Annotated in this window: 21 protein-coding genes, 2 tRNA genes and 1 pseudogene; 17 read left to right on the top strand and 7 right to left on the bottom strand. The window is 53.8% G+C overall.

Features of this window, described 5'->3' with window-relative positions:
- A pseudogene (locus tag BR04_RS12810) lies at positions 1-200 on the top strand (IS1634 family transposase); the annotation flags it as partial.
- A gap of 72 nt (positions 201-272) precedes the next feature.
- Here BR04_RS12810 and BR04_RS12805 read toward each other — a convergent pair.
- The 5 genes from BR04_RS12805 to BR04_RS12785 all read right to left on the bottom strand — a co-directional run bounded on the left by BR04_RS12805 (position 273) and on the right by BR04_RS12785 (position 3677).
- Positions 273-2144, bottom strand: coding sequence for a phage/plasmid primase, P4 family (locus BR04_RS12805; RefSeq protein WP_496356410.1), 1872 nt, complete (start codon positions 2142-2144; stop codon positions 273-275).
- A gap of 26 nt (positions 2145-2170) precedes the next feature.
- Positions 2171-2341 (bottom strand): hypothetical protein, encoded by a 171-nt coding sequence (locus BR04_RS12800; RefSeq protein ID WP_496356409.1) that lies wholly within the window; start codon positions 2339-2341, stop codon positions 2171-2173.
- Between the two features lie 9 nt (positions 2342-2350).
- Positions 2351-2857 (bottom strand): AAA family ATPase, encoded by a 507-nt coding sequence (locus BR04_RS12795; RefSeq protein WP_496356408.1) that lies wholly within the window; start codon positions 2855-2857, stop codon positions 2351-2353.
- The gene (locus BR04_RS12790; protein WP_496356407.1) at positions 2845-3303 is read right to left on the bottom strand and encodes a hypothetical protein; all 459 of its coding nucleotides are present in this window, start codon (positions 3301-3303) and stop codon (positions 2845-2847) included. Before BR04_RS12790 ends, BR04_RS12795 begins: the two co-directional genes overlap by 13 nt.
- A gap of 101 nt (positions 3304-3404) precedes the next feature.
- Positions 3405-3677 carry a helix-turn-helix domain-containing protein gene (locus tag BR04_RS12785; RefSeq protein WP_496356411.1) on the bottom strand — a complete coding sequence of 91 codons (273 nt, stop codon included), beginning with the start codon at positions 3675-3677 and terminating at the stop codon, positions 3405-3407.
- A gap of 449 nt (positions 3678-4126) precedes the next feature.
- On the opposite strand from BR04_RS12785, the gene BR04_RS12780 reads away from it, so the two are divergent.
- From BR04_RS12780 to BR04_RS12735, 10 genes are all read left to right on the top strand, one after another.
- Positions 4127-4399, top strand: coding sequence for a hypothetical protein (locus tag BR04_RS12780; protein WP_496356406.1), 273 nt, complete (start codon positions 4127-4129; stop codon positions 4397-4399).
- Positions 4400-4515: 116 nt separating this feature from the next.
- Complete coding sequence (locus BR04_RS12775) at positions 4516-4896, top strand: hypothetical protein (protein WP_496356405.1); 381 nt, start codon at positions 4516-4518, stop codon at positions 4894-4896.
- A 177-nt stretch (positions 4897-5073) separates the two neighbouring features.
- Entirely contained in the window at positions 5074-5529 is a 456-nt protein-coding gene (locus BR04_RS12770; RefSeq protein ID WP_496356404.1) for a hypothetical protein, read from the top strand.
- Positions 5530-5599: 70 nt separating this feature from the next.
- Positions 5600-5785, top strand: coding sequence for a hypothetical protein (locus tag BR04_RS12765; RefSeq protein WP_496356403.1), 186 nt, complete (start codon positions 5600-5602; stop codon positions 5783-5785).
- Complete coding sequence (locus tag BR04_RS12760; RefSeq protein ID WP_496356402.1) at positions 5782-6033, top strand: hypothetical protein; 252 nt, start codon at positions 5782-5784, stop codon at positions 6031-6033. Before BR04_RS12765 ends, BR04_RS12760 begins: the two co-directional genes overlap by 4 nt.
- Positions 6030-6164, top strand: coding sequence for a hypothetical protein (locus tag BR04_RS12755; RefSeq protein WP_496356401.1), 135 nt, complete (start codon positions 6030-6032; stop codon positions 6162-6164). Before BR04_RS12760 ends, BR04_RS12755 begins: the two co-directional genes overlap by 4 nt.
- Positions 6165-6177: 13 nt before the next feature.
- Positions 6178-6792 carry a DUF5906 domain-containing protein gene (locus tag BR04_RS12750; RefSeq protein ID WP_496356400.1) on the top strand — a complete coding sequence of 205 codons (615 nt, stop codon included), beginning with the start codon at positions 6178-6180 and terminating at the stop codon, positions 6790-6792.
- Between the two features lie 47 nt (positions 6793-6839).
- Entirely contained in the window at positions 6840-7181 is a 342-nt protein-coding gene (locus BR04_RS12745; RefSeq protein WP_496356399.1) for a DUF4258 domain-containing protein, read from the top strand.
- 10 nt (positions 7182-7191) lie between these two features.
- Complete coding sequence (locus BR04_RS12740) at positions 7192-7674, top strand: MerR family transcriptional regulator (protein ID WP_496356398.1); 483 nt, start codon at positions 7192-7194, stop codon at positions 7672-7674.
- A complete protein-coding gene (locus BR04_RS12735) occupies positions 7671-7931 on the top strand; it encodes a helix-turn-helix transcriptional regulator (protein WP_496356397.1) in 261 nt (86 codons plus the stop codon). The genes BR04_RS12740 and BR04_RS12735 overlap by 4 nt, the downstream gene beginning before the upstream one ends.
- Positions 7932-8124: 193 nt before the next feature.
- Here the strand turns inward: BR04_RS12735 and BR04_RS12730 are convergent.
- Both BR04_RS12730 and BR04_RS12725 read right to left on the bottom strand, forming a co-directional pair.
- A tRNA-Ser gene (locus tag BR04_RS12730) sits at positions 8125-8216 on the bottom strand.
- Between the two features lie 17 nt (positions 8217-8233).
- Positions 8234-8321 (bottom strand) — tRNA-Ser (locus tag BR04_RS12725).
- 341 nt (positions 8322-8662) lie between these two features.
- Here BR04_RS12725 and BR04_RS12720 point away from each other — a divergent pair.
- The 6 genes from BR04_RS12720 (at position 8663) to BR04_RS12695 (ending at position 13825) form a co-directional block, all read left to right on the top strand.
- Entirely contained in the window at positions 8663-9139 is a 477-nt protein-coding gene (locus tag BR04_RS12720) for a hypothetical protein (RefSeq protein WP_496356396.1), read from the top strand.
- Positions 9140-9268: 129 nt separating this feature from the next.
- On the top strand, positions 9269-10921 hold the full coding sequence (argS, locus tag BR04_RS12715) for an arginine--tRNA ligase (protein WP_496356395.1): 1653 nt from the start codon (positions 9269-9271) through the stop codon (positions 10919-10921).
- Between the two features lie 17 nt (positions 10922-10938).
- Positions 10939-11724 (top strand): SPOR domain-containing protein, encoded by a 786-nt coding sequence (locus BR04_RS12710; RefSeq protein WP_496356394.1) that lies wholly within the window; start codon positions 10939-10941, stop codon positions 11722-11724.
- 43 nt (positions 11725-11767) lie between these two features.
- Positions 11768-12055, top strand: a complete 288-nt coding sequence (gene gatC / locus BR04_RS12705) for an Asp-tRNA(Asn)/Glu-tRNA(Gln) amidotransferase subunit GatC (protein WP_496356393.1) — start codon at positions 11768-11770, stop codon at positions 12053-12055.
- A gap of 82 nt (positions 12056-12137) precedes the next feature.
- Positions 12138-13619: an Asp-tRNA(Asn)/Glu-tRNA(Gln) amidotransferase subunit GatA gene (gatA, locus tag BR04_RS12700; protein WP_496356392.1), complete on the top strand. Its 1482-nt coding sequence runs from the start codon at positions 12138-12140 to the stop codon at positions 13617-13619.
- Positions 13574-13825, top strand: a complete 252-nt coding sequence (locus BR04_RS12695; protein ID WP_496356391.1) for a hypothetical protein — start codon at positions 13574-13576, stop codon at positions 13823-13825. Before gatA ends, BR04_RS12695 begins: the two co-directional genes overlap by 46 nt.
- Positions 13826-13965: the final 140 nt, after the last annotated feature.

Genomic DNA, 13965 nt, shown 5'->3' with positions numbered 1-13965 from the left:
AAGAGCTCGCCATGAGACTTGAAGCCGCTGGTCATCACTTTGAATGGGCAACCATCCGCAATGACCTTGAGTCTCTGCAAAGAGTTATTGTGGAAGATAATGGTCGAAGACTTGCACTTCGTACAAGAAGTCATGGCGTATGTGGAAAAATATTCAAGGCTGTTGGTGTGGCCATGCCACAGGCAATTTGCGAAACATAAAAAAGAGCGTTTTGGGAAAACAGGATAACAGGTGGTGCCAAAGGTTTGTTATTGCTTTTTATCGCATTGAATTCATTGGATTATTAAAATTGGACTGTAGAAGATGAGCTTGACCTTTGGCCAGCGGTTGTTGGCAAACATCAGCTTGACGTAGGGGGAAAAATCGAAAACGTCTTTAAATTTGAAGGACGCAGAAATTTTGTCTCCGGAAACGATGGCCTTGAACCAGTCGGATTCAAAGGCAGCCCCCTCGGTCTCGGAGGCGGTGTTCAGGAGCTTTCCTATCAGCGTGGCCCTGTAATGTTCTTTGGCCATGTCAGTCATATTGACCGCCGATGAATTGCGCTCCCCGATCAGCTCCTGAATGACGTGTAAAAATGTTGATTTGCCATCGCTGCCCGGCCCGATCAAAAACATGGCCTTTTCATGGCTGGTGTCACGGGTGAGGCAATACCCGAACCACTCCTGCACCACTTTTATGGTTGCCACGTCCTGAATGGTCTCTGCCAAAAACTGCTCCCAGCGCTCGCATCTTGCATCAGGATCGAAGGATACTGGCAGTCTGTAGGTGTTTAAATACTCTTTGGTATGGGGCAGAAGCTCCGCCGTGGAGAGGCTGAGCATGCCATTTTCAAGGGGGACCAGATCCGGATTGTTGTCCAGTTCCTGCTCTGCAGGCATGGCCGCCATGACAGCCACCTGTGACGTGGCATCGGATATTCTCGCCATGGTGGATTCATCCTGTAGCAGGGCCTGTGCCCGCTGCTGGATCACCACTTCACTGATGCTGGCCCAGTTCTTCCCGTTCCACCTATATAAGGTCTTTGTTTTGGTATCGAAAATCAGGGGGTTTTCCCGGTACAGCTCCCGGGCGAGTTTTGCATGCTGAAAAGAGCGGCCGGAAAAAAACCGTTCTACGGATTCAGGGCGACCCGGCTCGGAAGCCATGACTGGACTTTCCCCCAGAAGGGCTTCCAGTTCGGAGGCTGACCGCCTGTGCTTTGCAAACCAGTCCGTCAGGTCCTGACCGCCACCCTCGGGCCACGCACCATCCACCCGGCCCATGAAGTCGGGCCATTTTAAAACACGAACCGACGCCGCCACCTTTGATAAAGAAGCCGCTGTTTTGTCCGCCCCCCGAATCCCTGCGCCGTCGGCATCATAGGCCAGCACCATATCCCGGCCCTCAAAGTTTAAATTGAACTGCTTTTTCCAGCTCAGGGCACCTGTGGTCTGGGTAATGGCGTTTATCCCGTGGCTCCGGGCGCAGATTACGTCCGGCTCGCCCTCACAGATCCAGACAGGGCCATCAGTCAGCGTTGAAGGATGCGGCCAGAGGCGGCTCTCTCCCATGCCCTTGGCAACGGAAAGGAGTTTAAACTCACTGGCACCGGGCATGTACGAGCGAATGTTCCGGATTTTCCCGGAATCGTCCCGTACCGCAAAGGCTATTCGGTTTTTGTACCTGTCATCTACAAAACCACCGACCTTGGGATTCCACCGGAGGGTTTGCAGTCTAAGGTCCAGAGATGTGATCCCGTCCTCGGTCCATGCCCTGTCCCGGCACAGACGGGAGCACATCTCCGGAGGCAGAGGGGGAAACTGATCCCACGCCGCTGCCATTTGCTCTGTCGTTGGCACACTGCCCCCTGCTGGCTGATCCTGTGGCTTGTACTGGCCACAGAATGCCTGAAACGCCTCCTTCGGGGATGCCTTGCCCTGGGCATGACCCCATAATTTAATGAGATCACCGGCAGCACCGCAGGCCAGACAGTTATATGCGTCTTTTCCCGGAGAATAGGAAAAGGATGCGTTTTTGTCGTCATGGAAGGGGCACAGGCCCCGCAACTCCTTTTCGGTGCTGCTGCGGGAATCTTCCTGAAAACACCTCCTGGCGATGACTGCCCGCTCTTCGGGATTTAAGAATTCAACGGCTTTTCCCATAGCGTTCTCCCTGCCCGGCTAACCAGTCAAACCGGCGTCCCGTATTCTTTCTCAAGCCTGTCTGCATCCAGATCTGCCAGTCTGGCCCTGAGGTGCATCACACGCTTTTCAGGGCCTTCAAGGTTCAGGGCTTTTCGTTTCATAAGCTGAGACAAAAGCCTTTTTCTCTTGATTGTCAAAGCAATGAAATCTTCCATACTCCCCCCTTACTCCAGCACAAAACCCGGAGACCCCTTGCCAAGGCCCAGACGGGCGTAAATGTCCAGCATGGTGCGCTCCACCCGCAGACGAAAATCCCGGCATTCATCCCGAACACCATCGGCAAAGTGAAAGTCATTTTTGCCGCTCATGCGGAAGTGAATGCGCTCGTACAGGGGCAGATGGCTTTCCATAAGGCCCATCATGCCTTCTGCCAGACGAAAAAACCCTGAAGCATGGGTGTAGGCAATGGCATCCACCGCACTGCGGTCGGAGATCACCAGATCATAGCGGCAGAGCATTTCCAGCTCCTGGGCAAGCTGGGTGGCAAAAATCCAGCGCTGGGCCTCGGGCGTTGTGTGCGGGCTGACAGGTATGGGGCAGCAGGCGGCCAGCTCCTGAATGAGTCCCACCGTAGCGCCGGGGTGCTGCATCTTCATTTCCTGGGCCAGCTCCAGAACGCGGGTGGATTTACCCACGCCATGGGTGCCGGATACGGCGATCAGGCTTCCCATTCTCCCCCCTTCCTTACGGTGTCTTCAAAGAGTCTTCGCACTTCCATGACTTCCCTTTCCAGATTGCCGATGAGCCGGGCGGTTTTGACCACCGTGGCCGTTTCTTTGGACATCAGCCCGTCCCGGAGATGCTGCATCAGCGCGCCGGTCTGGATGACCACATCTTCGATTTCATGGCTGAGGCTGTTTGTTCCGGGTGTGGCCAGATCAGAAACCGGCATCAGCCGCCATCCCGGAGGTTCCAGCAGCATTTTGATGGTGGGGCTTTGGGTCACGGCAAAGGCCGCACGGATGGCCCGGATGTCCGGAGTGCGGCGGGGATCGGAGCAGTATTCGTAGACGGTTCGTGCCGCCATGCCTGCCATGGTGGCCACCTGCGGTACCAGCACCTGATCTTCTCGGTTCTGGATCAGGGCTTCATACAAAATGGCGTTGATGTCGTTCATGGATGCTCCTTTGACTGGCCTGTTTTTTTATCCTGAGAAATGAAATTTTCTTCCCGCAGAAATGAATGGAATTTTTGCGTTCATCCTGCTTTTTAATCTGCTTATTTTGCTTCCGGCTGCTGCCCAAAGGCCGCGAGGCAGGGGGGAAGCTTTGGGTTTTCTCCGGATTTCCGATCCATGATGTAGGGGCCTATTTCGTGCCAGTTTTCCCGCAATGCAGGCCAGGGGTTTCCATATCTGTCTGGCCACATAAAAACTGTCGGAGGCAGACCCGTTACCTCAGAAAGACGGATGCATGTTTCCCGGGCAGGAAGTGTCTGGCCCGAGCATAATTTTGAGAGAGAAGCGGGTTTGATCCCTGCCAGTTTTGCCATTGTGGTTGTAAAAGGTATCTTTTTCATGGGGACATTGTTAGCTCAATAAAAAAGCCAGGTCAATAATATTTTTAGCTCTTGGCAAAACATCTGTTAAATTTTTTTCTCCCCTTTTTTGGCTGGCGGGGTATTTTAAGCTCATGACAAAGACACCTCACATATGCAGCCTCATAGATCGACAGATAAAAGCCCTCGGAATCCCCGCCAAACAGTTTGCGGCGGACATGGGTGTTTCCGATGCCACAGTATCGCAATGGAGGCGGTTTAAGTCCCCCGCAGCTTCCAAGTGGCCTGATATCTGTCGTTACCTGCAAATAGATCCGCGTGAGATTTTGCAGGATGAAGGTACGAGCGTGTCCGCAGCTTCTGCCTGTCATGCGCCCACCCCCGTCCAGGCTTCGACGACATTCATGCCACAGGCCCTGCGGGAGCAGGCCAGGAGTCGTACGATGGACATTTATGATGAGCGCATACAGGACATGAGGCAGGCCCTGGAGAGGGCTGACAGGAGAAACGAGAGGCTGGAAGATCGTGTGGAACGGCTGGAGCGGCGCATTGATGATCTGTTGCAGACAGTTCAGACGCTACAGACAGAAAAGACAGATCTGGTGCAAAAAATGGGTGTGCTGAGCACCGAAAACATGGCACTGAAAACAGAAATTCTTACGCTGAAAACAGAGCTTTCCTATCCTGCCACGCCACAATCCGCCGTGGGGGAGTAATTGCGGCACGCCTGAGGTTATCCTTGGAGCGGCGCCAGACTCCAGACAGGCGCAGGGAAGACTTTCCTGTTCACGAGGAGAGGCGTTCCGGGCAAGACCGACGCATACAGGATGCCATGCTGCCGGATGTTGTTTTTCTGGCGTGTCACAAAATCAGGCATTTACTGGTTGGCTGGGTCTGGGATCATGGTGGGACGGACGTACTCCGCATCATCTCCACCAGGACAAAAATTCTGGATGCACACTGGGGGCTGTGGCATGAAGCTCTCGGTTACGACCCCAGGCATATAGAAACGCCAGACCAGATCTATATAGACCCCGAAGAACGAACAGCCCTTATAGAAGAAGTGAACAATGACGGAGCTGCCCGCCGTCTGGCACGTTTGCACCGCCCCACCCGTGGCCCCCTGACCATGGACATCTTTATGCTCCAGAGGGGAGACACCTATTTTTCCTTTATAAAAATCCTTCCCCCAGACCCTTCTAAAAACAAATAAATCCGATAGGTTCCCCCAAAAGCCCTTTTACAAGGGCTTTTTTTGCGTCTTTTTTTTAGCCCAAGACTAAAAAATACATTAACTTGGCTAATTAAATCAGCCTAGTGTTTACCCAAAAAAGCCTCTGCACGGCGGCCACCGCACAAGGGCTGAAAACAACACAAGGGAGAAACACACATGAGCCGGATATCCGCTATCTATCTTCCAGCCACATGGAGAAACATAACCACTTTCGATTCCGAAACCGGGCATATGGGGCTTGGTTTTGATCTGGCTGGCGGTGAGGTTGTCAGGATTTCCATTGATGAGACTCATGCCCGTCATTTGGCAGAAGCAATTTTGCGTCAACTGCCGCACACCCCATCTGCCGTATCCGCAAAAAGTGAATCCTTCAGGGGAACCCACGGGCATCCTTCACGAAAAGCAATAAACCGCTTCGTGATATGCACCCGAGGCTTTTCTTTTGAAAAATGCCCTCCTGTGCTCCGTCAATTCCTCTGCCATCCGCTTCCCTTCAGGGTCTTTGGGAAGCTTGGAGTTTTTCACCTGAAGATCGCAAAGGGATTCTTGCAGATTGCCACATTTTTCCTGGAATTGAGCAAATTTATCTTTGAAGAGCGCCAGTCTTCATAAAAAGCAAAGCCCCTGCACGGCGGCCACCGTACAAGGGCTGAAAACAACACAAAGCGAAGGGAGTATAGCCATGACAAAGGAAGAATGCAATTCCCAAAACATCCGCCTGGGCTTCACGGGCAGGGGCAACCGACAGCAGACCCGCGCCATCCTCAGTCGTGCGGCGAAAGAGCATCGCACCGTGGGCGACCTTGCCCGGCATCTGGCCAATGTAAAAGCCATGGAGCAGATGCTTCTGGAAGGAGGCGGCAGATGACATGCTACCCTCCCGAAAAATGCCGGATTGAAAGAACCGCCTCCACAGCCACACTGGTGGGGCCTTCCGGCCATGGGCTGGTCATCGTGGACGCAGGAGCTTCGGATTCAGATCTCTGGCACATTCTGGACGTGATCAACTCGGCCTACAAACTCGGCTGGGACATCGGCAGGAGCCGTCTGATACGGCGGATGAATGCCATCATCGAAGAAGAGCAGGCCGAAGAACCCCGAAAGGAGCTGGCATGAAAACAGACGCTCTGGAAATGCTGTCCCGCAGCTATGAGCAGTGTGGCAAGGCCCTGGAAAGGGCCAGACAGGATGCCGAAAAGAGAAAACTGATCCGGGAGCAGGTTTTCCGGAAAACACACCAGAAATAAGGAGGCCACCATCATGATGCAGCAGGCCCAGACCGCACCTCAGACAACCCTTTTTCCTCCCGAAACCGGATGCCCCACATGGCTGCGCTTTCTCGAAGACAGCATTCAGGATGCCGCAGTCATTCATGCCCTGCGGGAATGGATGGCCGCATGTCTGGGGGATGGCCCCAATGAAAAAGCCCTGTACCTCCATGGCCCTTCACGCAGCGGCAAAAGCACTCTGGCTTTTATGCTGATGGCACTGGCCAGAGACGAAAACACCGCATCCATCGACTTTCAGCACATCCACAGCCCGTTTGAACGCGCCCGTATCCGGGGCAAAAAGCTGGTCATCAGCCTAAGCGGCCTGCCTCTTCCCCGGGTCTCCTGGTTTAAGTCCATCGTCAGCGGGGATACCCTTTTCGGAGCCTTAAAATTCCAGAAGCCCTTTGAGTTCAGGCCGATATGCAGTCTGGTTTTTTGCCACGACAAAGAACCGGATTTTGAAAGACTGGGCGAGGGCTGCCGCAGGCGGATACTGGTCGTGCCGTTCCGGGGATACTTCACCGGAGACCGGAAAGAGACACACCTCAAAAACGCTCTGATGAAAGAACTTCCTGCAATCCGGGCCTGGGTGGAAGCGGCTTAGGATAGAGATTTGCAATCCTCACAATTCATACCCATGAAGGAGGTCCCATGCTCGTCTCCCTCACCGAACACGCCGAACGCCGTATGCGGGAACGCAACCTCGGCCTGCCCCATCTGCTGGCCGTCCTCGCCGCAGGCGTGGCCATGCCCAACCGGGAAGGCCGGATACTGCACAGGCTGGATGATTTCTGCGTGATCTCCTGCCCCGGCAGCCGCGCCCTGCACATCATCACCTTTTACCGGATGCGGAACCGCAGGGCCGAAAAACCCCGGCGATCCATGGCCATGGCCCGCACCAAAACGGAGGCCAGAAAAAGCGGACTCCGGGATCCCAATCTGAAACGCCGCCTCAAAGCCGGACGCATCGACAGCCTCTGGCAGGTGGCATAGGAGGCACATCATGCAAAGCATCAGGGACGTGTCCAGCAGCCTTAAAATCCCGGCGGCCACCCTCCACTCCTGGATCCGTATGGGAAAAATCCGTTCCGAGAAAAACAGCAGGGGAGAGCGCCTTGTGTCCATGGAAGAAATTCTCTCCCTTCCCCGGTTCCGGAAGCAGCGTCCCCAGCCTGTGATCCCGGCAGAGGATGCGGTGGATATTCAGGAGGCCATGGCCCTTACGGGATGGCATCCGACCACCCTTAATAAAAAGGCATCAGGGAAACAGCTCCGGAGCTACAAGGGTGCCGGAGGAAAACGGATTTTTTCACGCGCGGAACTGCTGAAGATCAAAGAAACAAACGACAGGGCCAGACTCCGGACAACAGTCCGACGTCAGGGCCGGAAAAAATGCGCCTGCTGCGGCAGACAACCCGTAGATCCGGGCCTCAGGATGCTGTGCAGATACTGTTACCTTAGAGCGGATGAAAGGAGTGAGGTGTGAAAACAGAAAAGATGAAAGATAAAACGGAACAGACCTCTTTGGCAGAAGGAATGGGAATTGTAATCAAAGAGAAAAAATTCTACCGGGTGAGGGACGTAATGTCGGAATTTTGTGTGGCCAGAAGCACTATCTGGCGATGGTGCAAGAATGGGATTTTCCCGCAGCCGAGAAGATTTGGTCAGGACGGCAAGCTCATCGGGTGGTGTGCCGAGGACATCGAAGCTTTTAAGTCATCCATCAAAAATGTTTCCGCTTAAAATAAACGGGAAAGGTATATGCCTTTCCCATTTTTTCCATAAAAAAAAGAAGCCAAAAATTTCCGGCTTCTTTATCTTTTTTGTTTTTGGGTCTGATCTTTTCTACCACAAGGGTTCCCTATGGATAGCCCTATGGACATTTTTCCTGCTTTGTATCTAATGTGCTGAAATCAGATGTAAAAAATCTTAAAAATGGCGGAGAGAGAGGGATTCGAACCCTCGATACGCTTTTGGCGTATACACGCTTAGCAGGCGTGCGCCTTCGACCTACTCGGCCATCTCTCCGTGTATTGCATTCCGCATGGCGGAGGAGGTAGGATTCGAACCCACGGGGCTGTTACACCCAACGGTTTTCAAGACCGCCGCCTTCAACCACTCGGCCACTCCTCCCAGCATCAACAGTTCGGTTGTGTAGCACCGAGGACTATACGGCGTCAATGTTTTTTTGTTTGTTGGGTTTCTTTTTCACGCCATCGGTTCCTGGACGGTGGTGTCCATAAAAAGCCATGGGATGTCTAACAGTATGGTATTAAAAAAATATGGGCCTGGGATTGCTGAAGAGGGCACTTCAATGAAGGCTGTTGTATGGAAATCCATGGGCAATTTTTATGGGATGGAGGGCTATTGTGTGAGCCTATTATTGACAGGCCGGAGTGAGCGTTTATAATAAACAGGTTTATTTTTGCATTCCCACACTGGGCCTGAAAATGTCAGGTCTTAAGGAGATCTCAATGAAGCAGAAGTATCTTTTACTCAGGGATGCAGAAAATGCCCTGACCATCAAGGAGTATGCAGAGCTGGAAACGGGTATTTTTTCCCTGCTCTGTGAGGAAGCTTTTACGGCGGAGCTTGTGACATCTGCCATGGCAGCAGGCAAAGAGGCTCTGATTGCGACACTGCGTACCCACAACATGTATCCACCTGCGGGTTTTGCAGAACCCCTTGCAGAGACGGTGATTTCGCTTTTTAAAGGAGGGGAAGAGCGCAGGGAGCTGGTTTTTGATGATATGGATTTTATCTCCCGTGAGGAAGCCGTACCGGTGAGCTTTGAGAAAGAAGAGGAAGCTTCTGATCTCATTGATGATCTTCTTGACGATGATATGGAAGAAGATGTGTACAATGAGGATGATTTTGAAGAACTGGATGACAAGGATAAGGGCAGTATCAAGCTTGCCGAAGACGAGGGCGGCGTGGATATTGATATCTGAGTCCGTATCTGGGGCAGGTTCCGCACAGAGCGGCGACGGAGTTCTTTTGTTTGGACTCTGGCGCCTTCTTTATTTGGAGAAAAGGATTTCGGACAGGATGAGCGTGAATTTCCGGGAAGGTCATTATCCATGAAAGATCAGTTAAAAAACCTCGTGAACAATGCTGTGCAGCGGGCCTTTGCCTCAGGGGCGCTGGTTTCTCCGGATTTTCCGGATTTCGATATTGAAATTCCGAGGGCGGAGACCCATGGGGATTTTTCCACAAACATTGCCATGGCAGGAGCAAAGGCCCAGAAAATGGCGCCCCGCAGGATTGCGGAAATACTTCTTGCTCATCTGGAAGACCCTGAGGCCATGCTTGCAAAAATCGAGATCGCGGGGCCGGGTTTTATCAATTTTCATCTGAAGCCTTCAGCCTGGTTGCCGGTAATCCGCGACGTACTGGATCAGGGGGAGAACTTTGGCCGTGTGAATACGGGGATGAACCGCAGGGTACAGGTGGAATTTGTGAGTGCCAATCCCACAGGCCCGCTTCATGTCGGGCATGGCCGGGGTGCTGTGGTGGGGGATGCGATGGCCAGTATCCTTGCCGCCTGCGGCTATTCCGTTGAAAAGGAGTACTATACCAACGATTCGGGCAGGCAGATTCGTACTTTGGGGACGTCGGTTTGGCTGCGTCTCAGGGAGACGCGGGGGGAGACGCTGGATTTTCCGGAAGACTGCTATCAGGGAGACTATATCCGGGATCTGGCCCTTGAGGCAAAGGAACGTTTTCCCGAGCTTGCGGGTGCGGATGAGGCCAGGGGCATTGAGATCTGTGCCCGGTTTGCCGCCCAGAGTATCCTCAAGGGGATTCAGGAAGATCTTGAAGCCTTTGGTGTCGTGCATGACCACTGGTTCAGTGAGCAGAGTCTCTATGACTCCGGAGCCGTGGATGCGGTGCTGAAGGAGCTTGAGACTACCGGGGTTGTCTATGAGAAGGATGGCGCCAAATGGTTCCGCACCACGGACTGGCAGGATGAAAAGGACAGGGTGGTGGTACGCAACAACGGGATTACCACCTACTTTGCTTCGGATATCGCCTATCACAAAAATAAGTATGAGCGGGGTTTTGACCGCGTCATTGATGTCTGGGGAGCGGATCACCATGGTTATATCAAGCGTATTAAGGCCGCAGTCGGTGCAACAGGAACAGATCCTGATCGTTTTCAGGTGATTCTGGTGCAGCTGGTTTCCCTTTTGCGTAACGGTCAGCCCGTGGCCATGAGTACCCGGTCTGGTGAGTTTGAAACCCTGAAGGCTGTGGTGGATGAAGTGGGCAGGGATGCAGCCCGTTTTTTCTTTTTGATGCGCAGCTATGAAACCACCCTGGATTTTGATCTCGAACTGGCCAAAAAGAAGAGCAATGAGAATCCGGTATTTTATGTGCAGTATGTGCATGCACGTATTGCCAGTATCCTTCGCAAGGCTGCAGAGACAGGCGTTCTGGCGGATGAGACCCGGCTTGATCTTCTCGTGGAAGCTGAAGAGATTGCCCTCATGAAGCAGATGGGACGTTTTTCAGAAGTCATGGCTTTTGCGGGTGAAAATCTGGAGCCCCACAGGATTCCTTTTTATCTGATGGAGCTGGCATCCGCGTTTCATAGTTATTACAACCGGCATAAGGTGCTGGGTGAAGATACGGTTCTTTCTTCAGCAAGGCTGGTACTGATCCGTGCCGTGCAGCAGGTGATCCGCAATGGACTTGTGCTTCTGGGCATTTCTGCTCCTGAGGAAATGTAGGACAGAAGGAGTCGGGTATGGGGGGAGGGGCTGAGAAAAAAAAAGAGGCAGGTGGCATTACGGATTCTCCGGCAGGTCGGGACTGGTTTTTTTCCGTTTCCCTGGTCGGAGGGATCATGTTTGTTCTTGGTGTACTTGTGGGCAGAGGGATTTCTCCTGTCACCTTTGATATTCCGGACATGGAAGCCCGCATCCGCCGTCTTCTCATGAAAGAGAGGGCTTTTGTTTCTCCTGAAACGCCAGAGCTGGCTTTTTTTGAGGCCCTCAAGCAGGAAGAAGATTTTTCTCCTCCGGATCTGCCCGTAAAGACCCAGCGTTTTCCAGGAGAAAAAACACCCCTTGCCCAGCCACCGACATCCAGGAAAGAGGAAACTTTGCAGCAGCGGATCTCTCTTCCGGAGACAGAGGAAAGGATAGCTGCTGTTCCGCCACCTGTCGTCCCATCCCAGGCGGTGATCCGGGAGAGGACGGTGCCCCGCGAAGTTCCGGTCGCGACGCCCCCAAAGCCTTCCGTCTCGTCATCCGCATCTTCATCCGGGTCACCCGCTGCAACGGTTTCTTCTTCGGAAGGGCTGTACACCATTCAGGTGGCTGCTGTGAAGAAACCTGAAGATGCAGCCCTCCTGGTGAAGCGTTTTCGGGATTCCGGTTATGCGGCCTATGCCGTGACAGGAACGGATGCCGAAGGTGGCGTCTGGTACCGGGTTCGGGTAGGCCGGTTCGGAAAGCGGGATGCCGCAGAACCTGTATTGGAAAAACTGGCAGCGGAACGGGTGCGGGGCTTTGTGCTGCGGGCGGAATAGTTCTTCGGCTGAAAAAGTTTTTAATTCCGGGAGAAAAATTACGATGAAAATTTCAAGGGAAGAAATTCTGCATGTGGCTGGCCTTGCCCGTCTGCATATGGAAGAGGACAAAATTGCGCGCATGGCCCAGCAGCTGGATACCATCCTGGCCTATGTGGATACCCTGCAGTCCGTGAATACCCAAGGGATTGCGCCCATGTCCCATGCCGTGCATCTGGTGAATGCCCTGAGGGAGGATGGGGTGGGAGTCCATGTGGGTGTGGAGATGGCCCTTGCCAATGCGCCGGAGTCTGAAGACGGCCATTTCATGGTTCCGAAAATCGTAGGCTGATCCTATTCACCTCATGTCACTATTCATCTGATGTCACGGGCCTGTTCCAACGGGCCATAAAAATAACGTAAGGAGGCGGGATATGATCAGCGCCAAGGGGCTGACCATCCATGAGGCACGCAGGCATCTGGACGCCGGAGAGTTCACCGCAAAGGAACTGACCCGGCAGATCCTGGAAGATATCGGAAAAAAAGACCCCCTGATCAACAGCTACATCACCGTGGCCGGTGAAAGTGCCATGATCCAGGCGGAGGCTGCGGATGAGAAAATCCGTAAAAAAGAGGCGGGTTCTCTGACGGGTATTCCCCTGGGCCTGAAGGATCTTATCGTCACTAAAGGGATGCGCACCACCTGTGCCTCCCGTATGCTGGAAAACTTCATGTCGCCCTATGATGCCACCGTTGCGGAAAAACTGTTGCAGGCCGGGGCTGTGATTACGGGCAAGCTGAATATGGATGAGTTTGCCATGGGCTCTTCCAGTGAGACCTCTTTTTTCGGGCCGGTAAAAAATCCCTGGGATATCACCCGCGTTCCCGGAGGGTCTTCGGGAGGCAGTGCCGCCTCTGTCGCCGCAGGACTTTGCCTGGGTTCGCTGGGATCGGATACGGGTGGGTCTATCCGTCAGCCTGCGGCCCATTGCGGCGTGGTGGGCATGAAGCCCACCTATGGCCGGGTATCCCGCTACGGTGTGGTGGCCTTTGCCTCTTCCCTGGATCAGATCGGCCCCATGGCCCGCAATGTGGAAGACTGCGCCCTGCTGCTTCAGGCCATCGCCGGTCATGATCCCAGAGACAGTACCTCGGTGGACATCCCGGTTCCGGATTATGCTTCTTTTCTGTCCAGAGATCTTTCGGGCCTCACCATCGGTCTTCCCGTGGAATACCACGGAGCCGAAGGCATGGATCCGGAGATGGCCGCCGCCATCCGGGAAGCGGTACGGGCGCTTCAAGCCTGCGGTGCGAAAACCGTGGAAGTCCCTTTGCCCCACATGGCCTATGCCGTGGCCGCTTATTACGTCATCGCCTCCAGTGAGGCCAGCACCAACCTGGCCCGTTTTGACGGCATCCGCTACGGCTACCGTACGGAGGGCGCCACAGATCTCCTTGATCTCTATGAAAGATCCCGTTCTGAAGGTTTCGGAGAAGAGGTGAAGCGCCGCATCCTCATCGGCACCTATGCCCTGTCCTCGGGATACTATGATGCCTATTACAACAAGGCCCTCAAAGTCCGGGCCCTCATTGCGAGGGATTTTACAGAGGCCTTTTCCCGCTGTGATCTCATGGCCGCTCCGGTAACGCCTGCCCCCGCCTTTGCCTTAGGGGCTGCGGCGGGAGATCCCCTCAGCATGTACCTTTCCGATATCTTCACCATATCCGCAAACCTTGCAGGGATTCCGGGGCTTTCTTTGCCCTGCGGATTCACAAAAAATGGTCTTCCCATGGGGCTTCAGCTTCTGGGAAAACCCTTTGACGAAGGTACCCTTTTCAGGGCGGGCTACGCCTATGAAAAAGAGGCCGCATGGAACATTGGTCTTGCCGATCCGGAAAACGGGAAGAAGCCATGAACGGGGTGGTGGAAAGCCCGGCCATCAGGCGAGCCTGCACCTGGATTGCAGAGGAAGAGCTTGCGGGCAGTGCAAAAAACCTGGGGGATCTGGCCATGGATGCGGCCAGACGCTTTGATCTTTCCCCTCTGGAAGCAGAATTTCTGCTGCGTCTTGTGCGGCGGGCCAGGGAGGCGGGGAAGGAGGGATGTTCCCGTATTCCCTGAGAAATGTGGTAAGGCTATTTTCAGGGAGTGTAGGTGCCCTGAAAGTGATCCCTCGCCCCGGCCCTCTCCCAGAGGGAAAGGGTGCCATGAGGTATTTCTCTTCCAGGAAATCACCTGAACAGAGGGAGGGCTTTTGCCTT

It is taken from the genome of Desulfobotulus sapovorans DSM 2055, from assembly GCF_059569355.1.
Note: the sequence above shows the minus strand (reverse complement) of the source record. Positions and strands in the feature narration are given on the sequence as shown.

Coding starts and splice junctions, on each gene's coding strand:
- BR04_RS12805 (WP_496356410.1), bottom strand. CDS start 2,144: ATGGGAAAAGCCGTTGAATTCTTAAATCCCGAAGAGCGGGCAGTCATC.
- BR04_RS12800 (WP_496356409.1), bottom strand. CDS start 2,341: ATGGAAGATTTCATTGCTTTGACAATCAAGAGAAAAAGGCTTTTGTCT.
- BR04_RS12795 (WP_496356408.1), bottom strand. CDS start 2,857: ATGGGAAGCCTGATCGCCGTATCCGGCACCCATGGCGTGGGTAAATCC.
- BR04_RS12790 (WP_496356407.1), bottom strand. CDS start 3,303: ATGAACGACATCAACGCCATTTTGTATGAAGCCCTGATCCAGAACCGA.
- BR04_RS12785 (WP_496356411.1), bottom strand. CDS start 3,677: ATGGCAAAACTGGCAGGGATCAAACCCGCTTCTCTCTCAAAATTATGC.
- BR04_RS12780 (WP_496356406.1), top strand. CDS start 4,127: ATGGACATTTATGATGAGCGCATACAGGACATGAGGCAGGCCCTGGAG.
- BR04_RS12775 (WP_496356405.1), top strand. CDS start 4,516: ATGCTGCCGGATGTTGTTTTTCTGGCGTGTCACAAAATCAGGCATTTA.
- BR04_RS12770 (WP_496356404.1), top strand. CDS start 5,074: ATGAGCCGGATATCCGCTATCTATCTTCCAGCCACATGGAGAAACATA.
- BR04_RS12765 (WP_496356403.1), top strand. CDS start 5,600: ATGACAAAGGAAGAATGCAATTCCCAAAACATCCGCCTGGGCTTCACG.
- BR04_RS12760 (WP_496356402.1), top strand. CDS start 5,782: ATGACATGCTACCCTCCCGAAAAATGCCGGATTGAAAGAACCGCCTCC.
- BR04_RS12755 (WP_496356401.1), top strand. CDS start 6,030: ATGAAAACAGACGCTCTGGAAATGCTGTCCCGCAGCTATGAGCAGTGT.
- BR04_RS12750 (WP_496356400.1), top strand. CDS start 6,178: ATGATGCAGCAGGCCCAGACCGCACCTCAGACAACCCTTTTTCCTCCC.
- BR04_RS12745 (WP_496356399.1), top strand. CDS start 6,840: ATGCTCGTCTCCCTCACCGAACACGCCGAACGCCGTATGCGGGAACGC.
- BR04_RS12740 (WP_496356398.1), top strand. CDS start 7,192: ATGCAAAGCATCAGGGACGTGTCCAGCAGCCTTAAAATCCCGGCGGCC.
- BR04_RS12720 (WP_496356396.1), top strand. CDS start 8,663: ATGAAGCAGAAGTATCTTTTACTCAGGGATGCAGAAAATGCCCTGACC.
- argS (WP_496356395.1), top strand. CDS start 9,269: ATGAAAGATCAGTTAAAAAACCTCGTGAACAATGCTGTGCAGCGGGCC.
- BR04_RS12710 (WP_496356394.1), top strand. CDS start 10,939: ATGGGGGGAGGGGCTGAGAAAAAAAAAGAGGCAGGTGGCATTACGGAT.
- gatC (WP_496356393.1), top strand. CDS start 11,768: ATGAAAATTTCAAGGGAAGAAATTCTGCATGTGGCTGGCCTTGCCCGT.
- gatA (WP_496356392.1), top strand. CDS start 12,138: ATGATCAGCGCCAAGGGGCTGACCATCCATGAGGCACGCAGGCATCTG.
- BR04_RS12695 (WP_496356391.1), top strand. CDS start 13,574: ATGGAACATTGGTCTTGCCGATCCGGAAAACGGGAAGAAGCCATGAAC.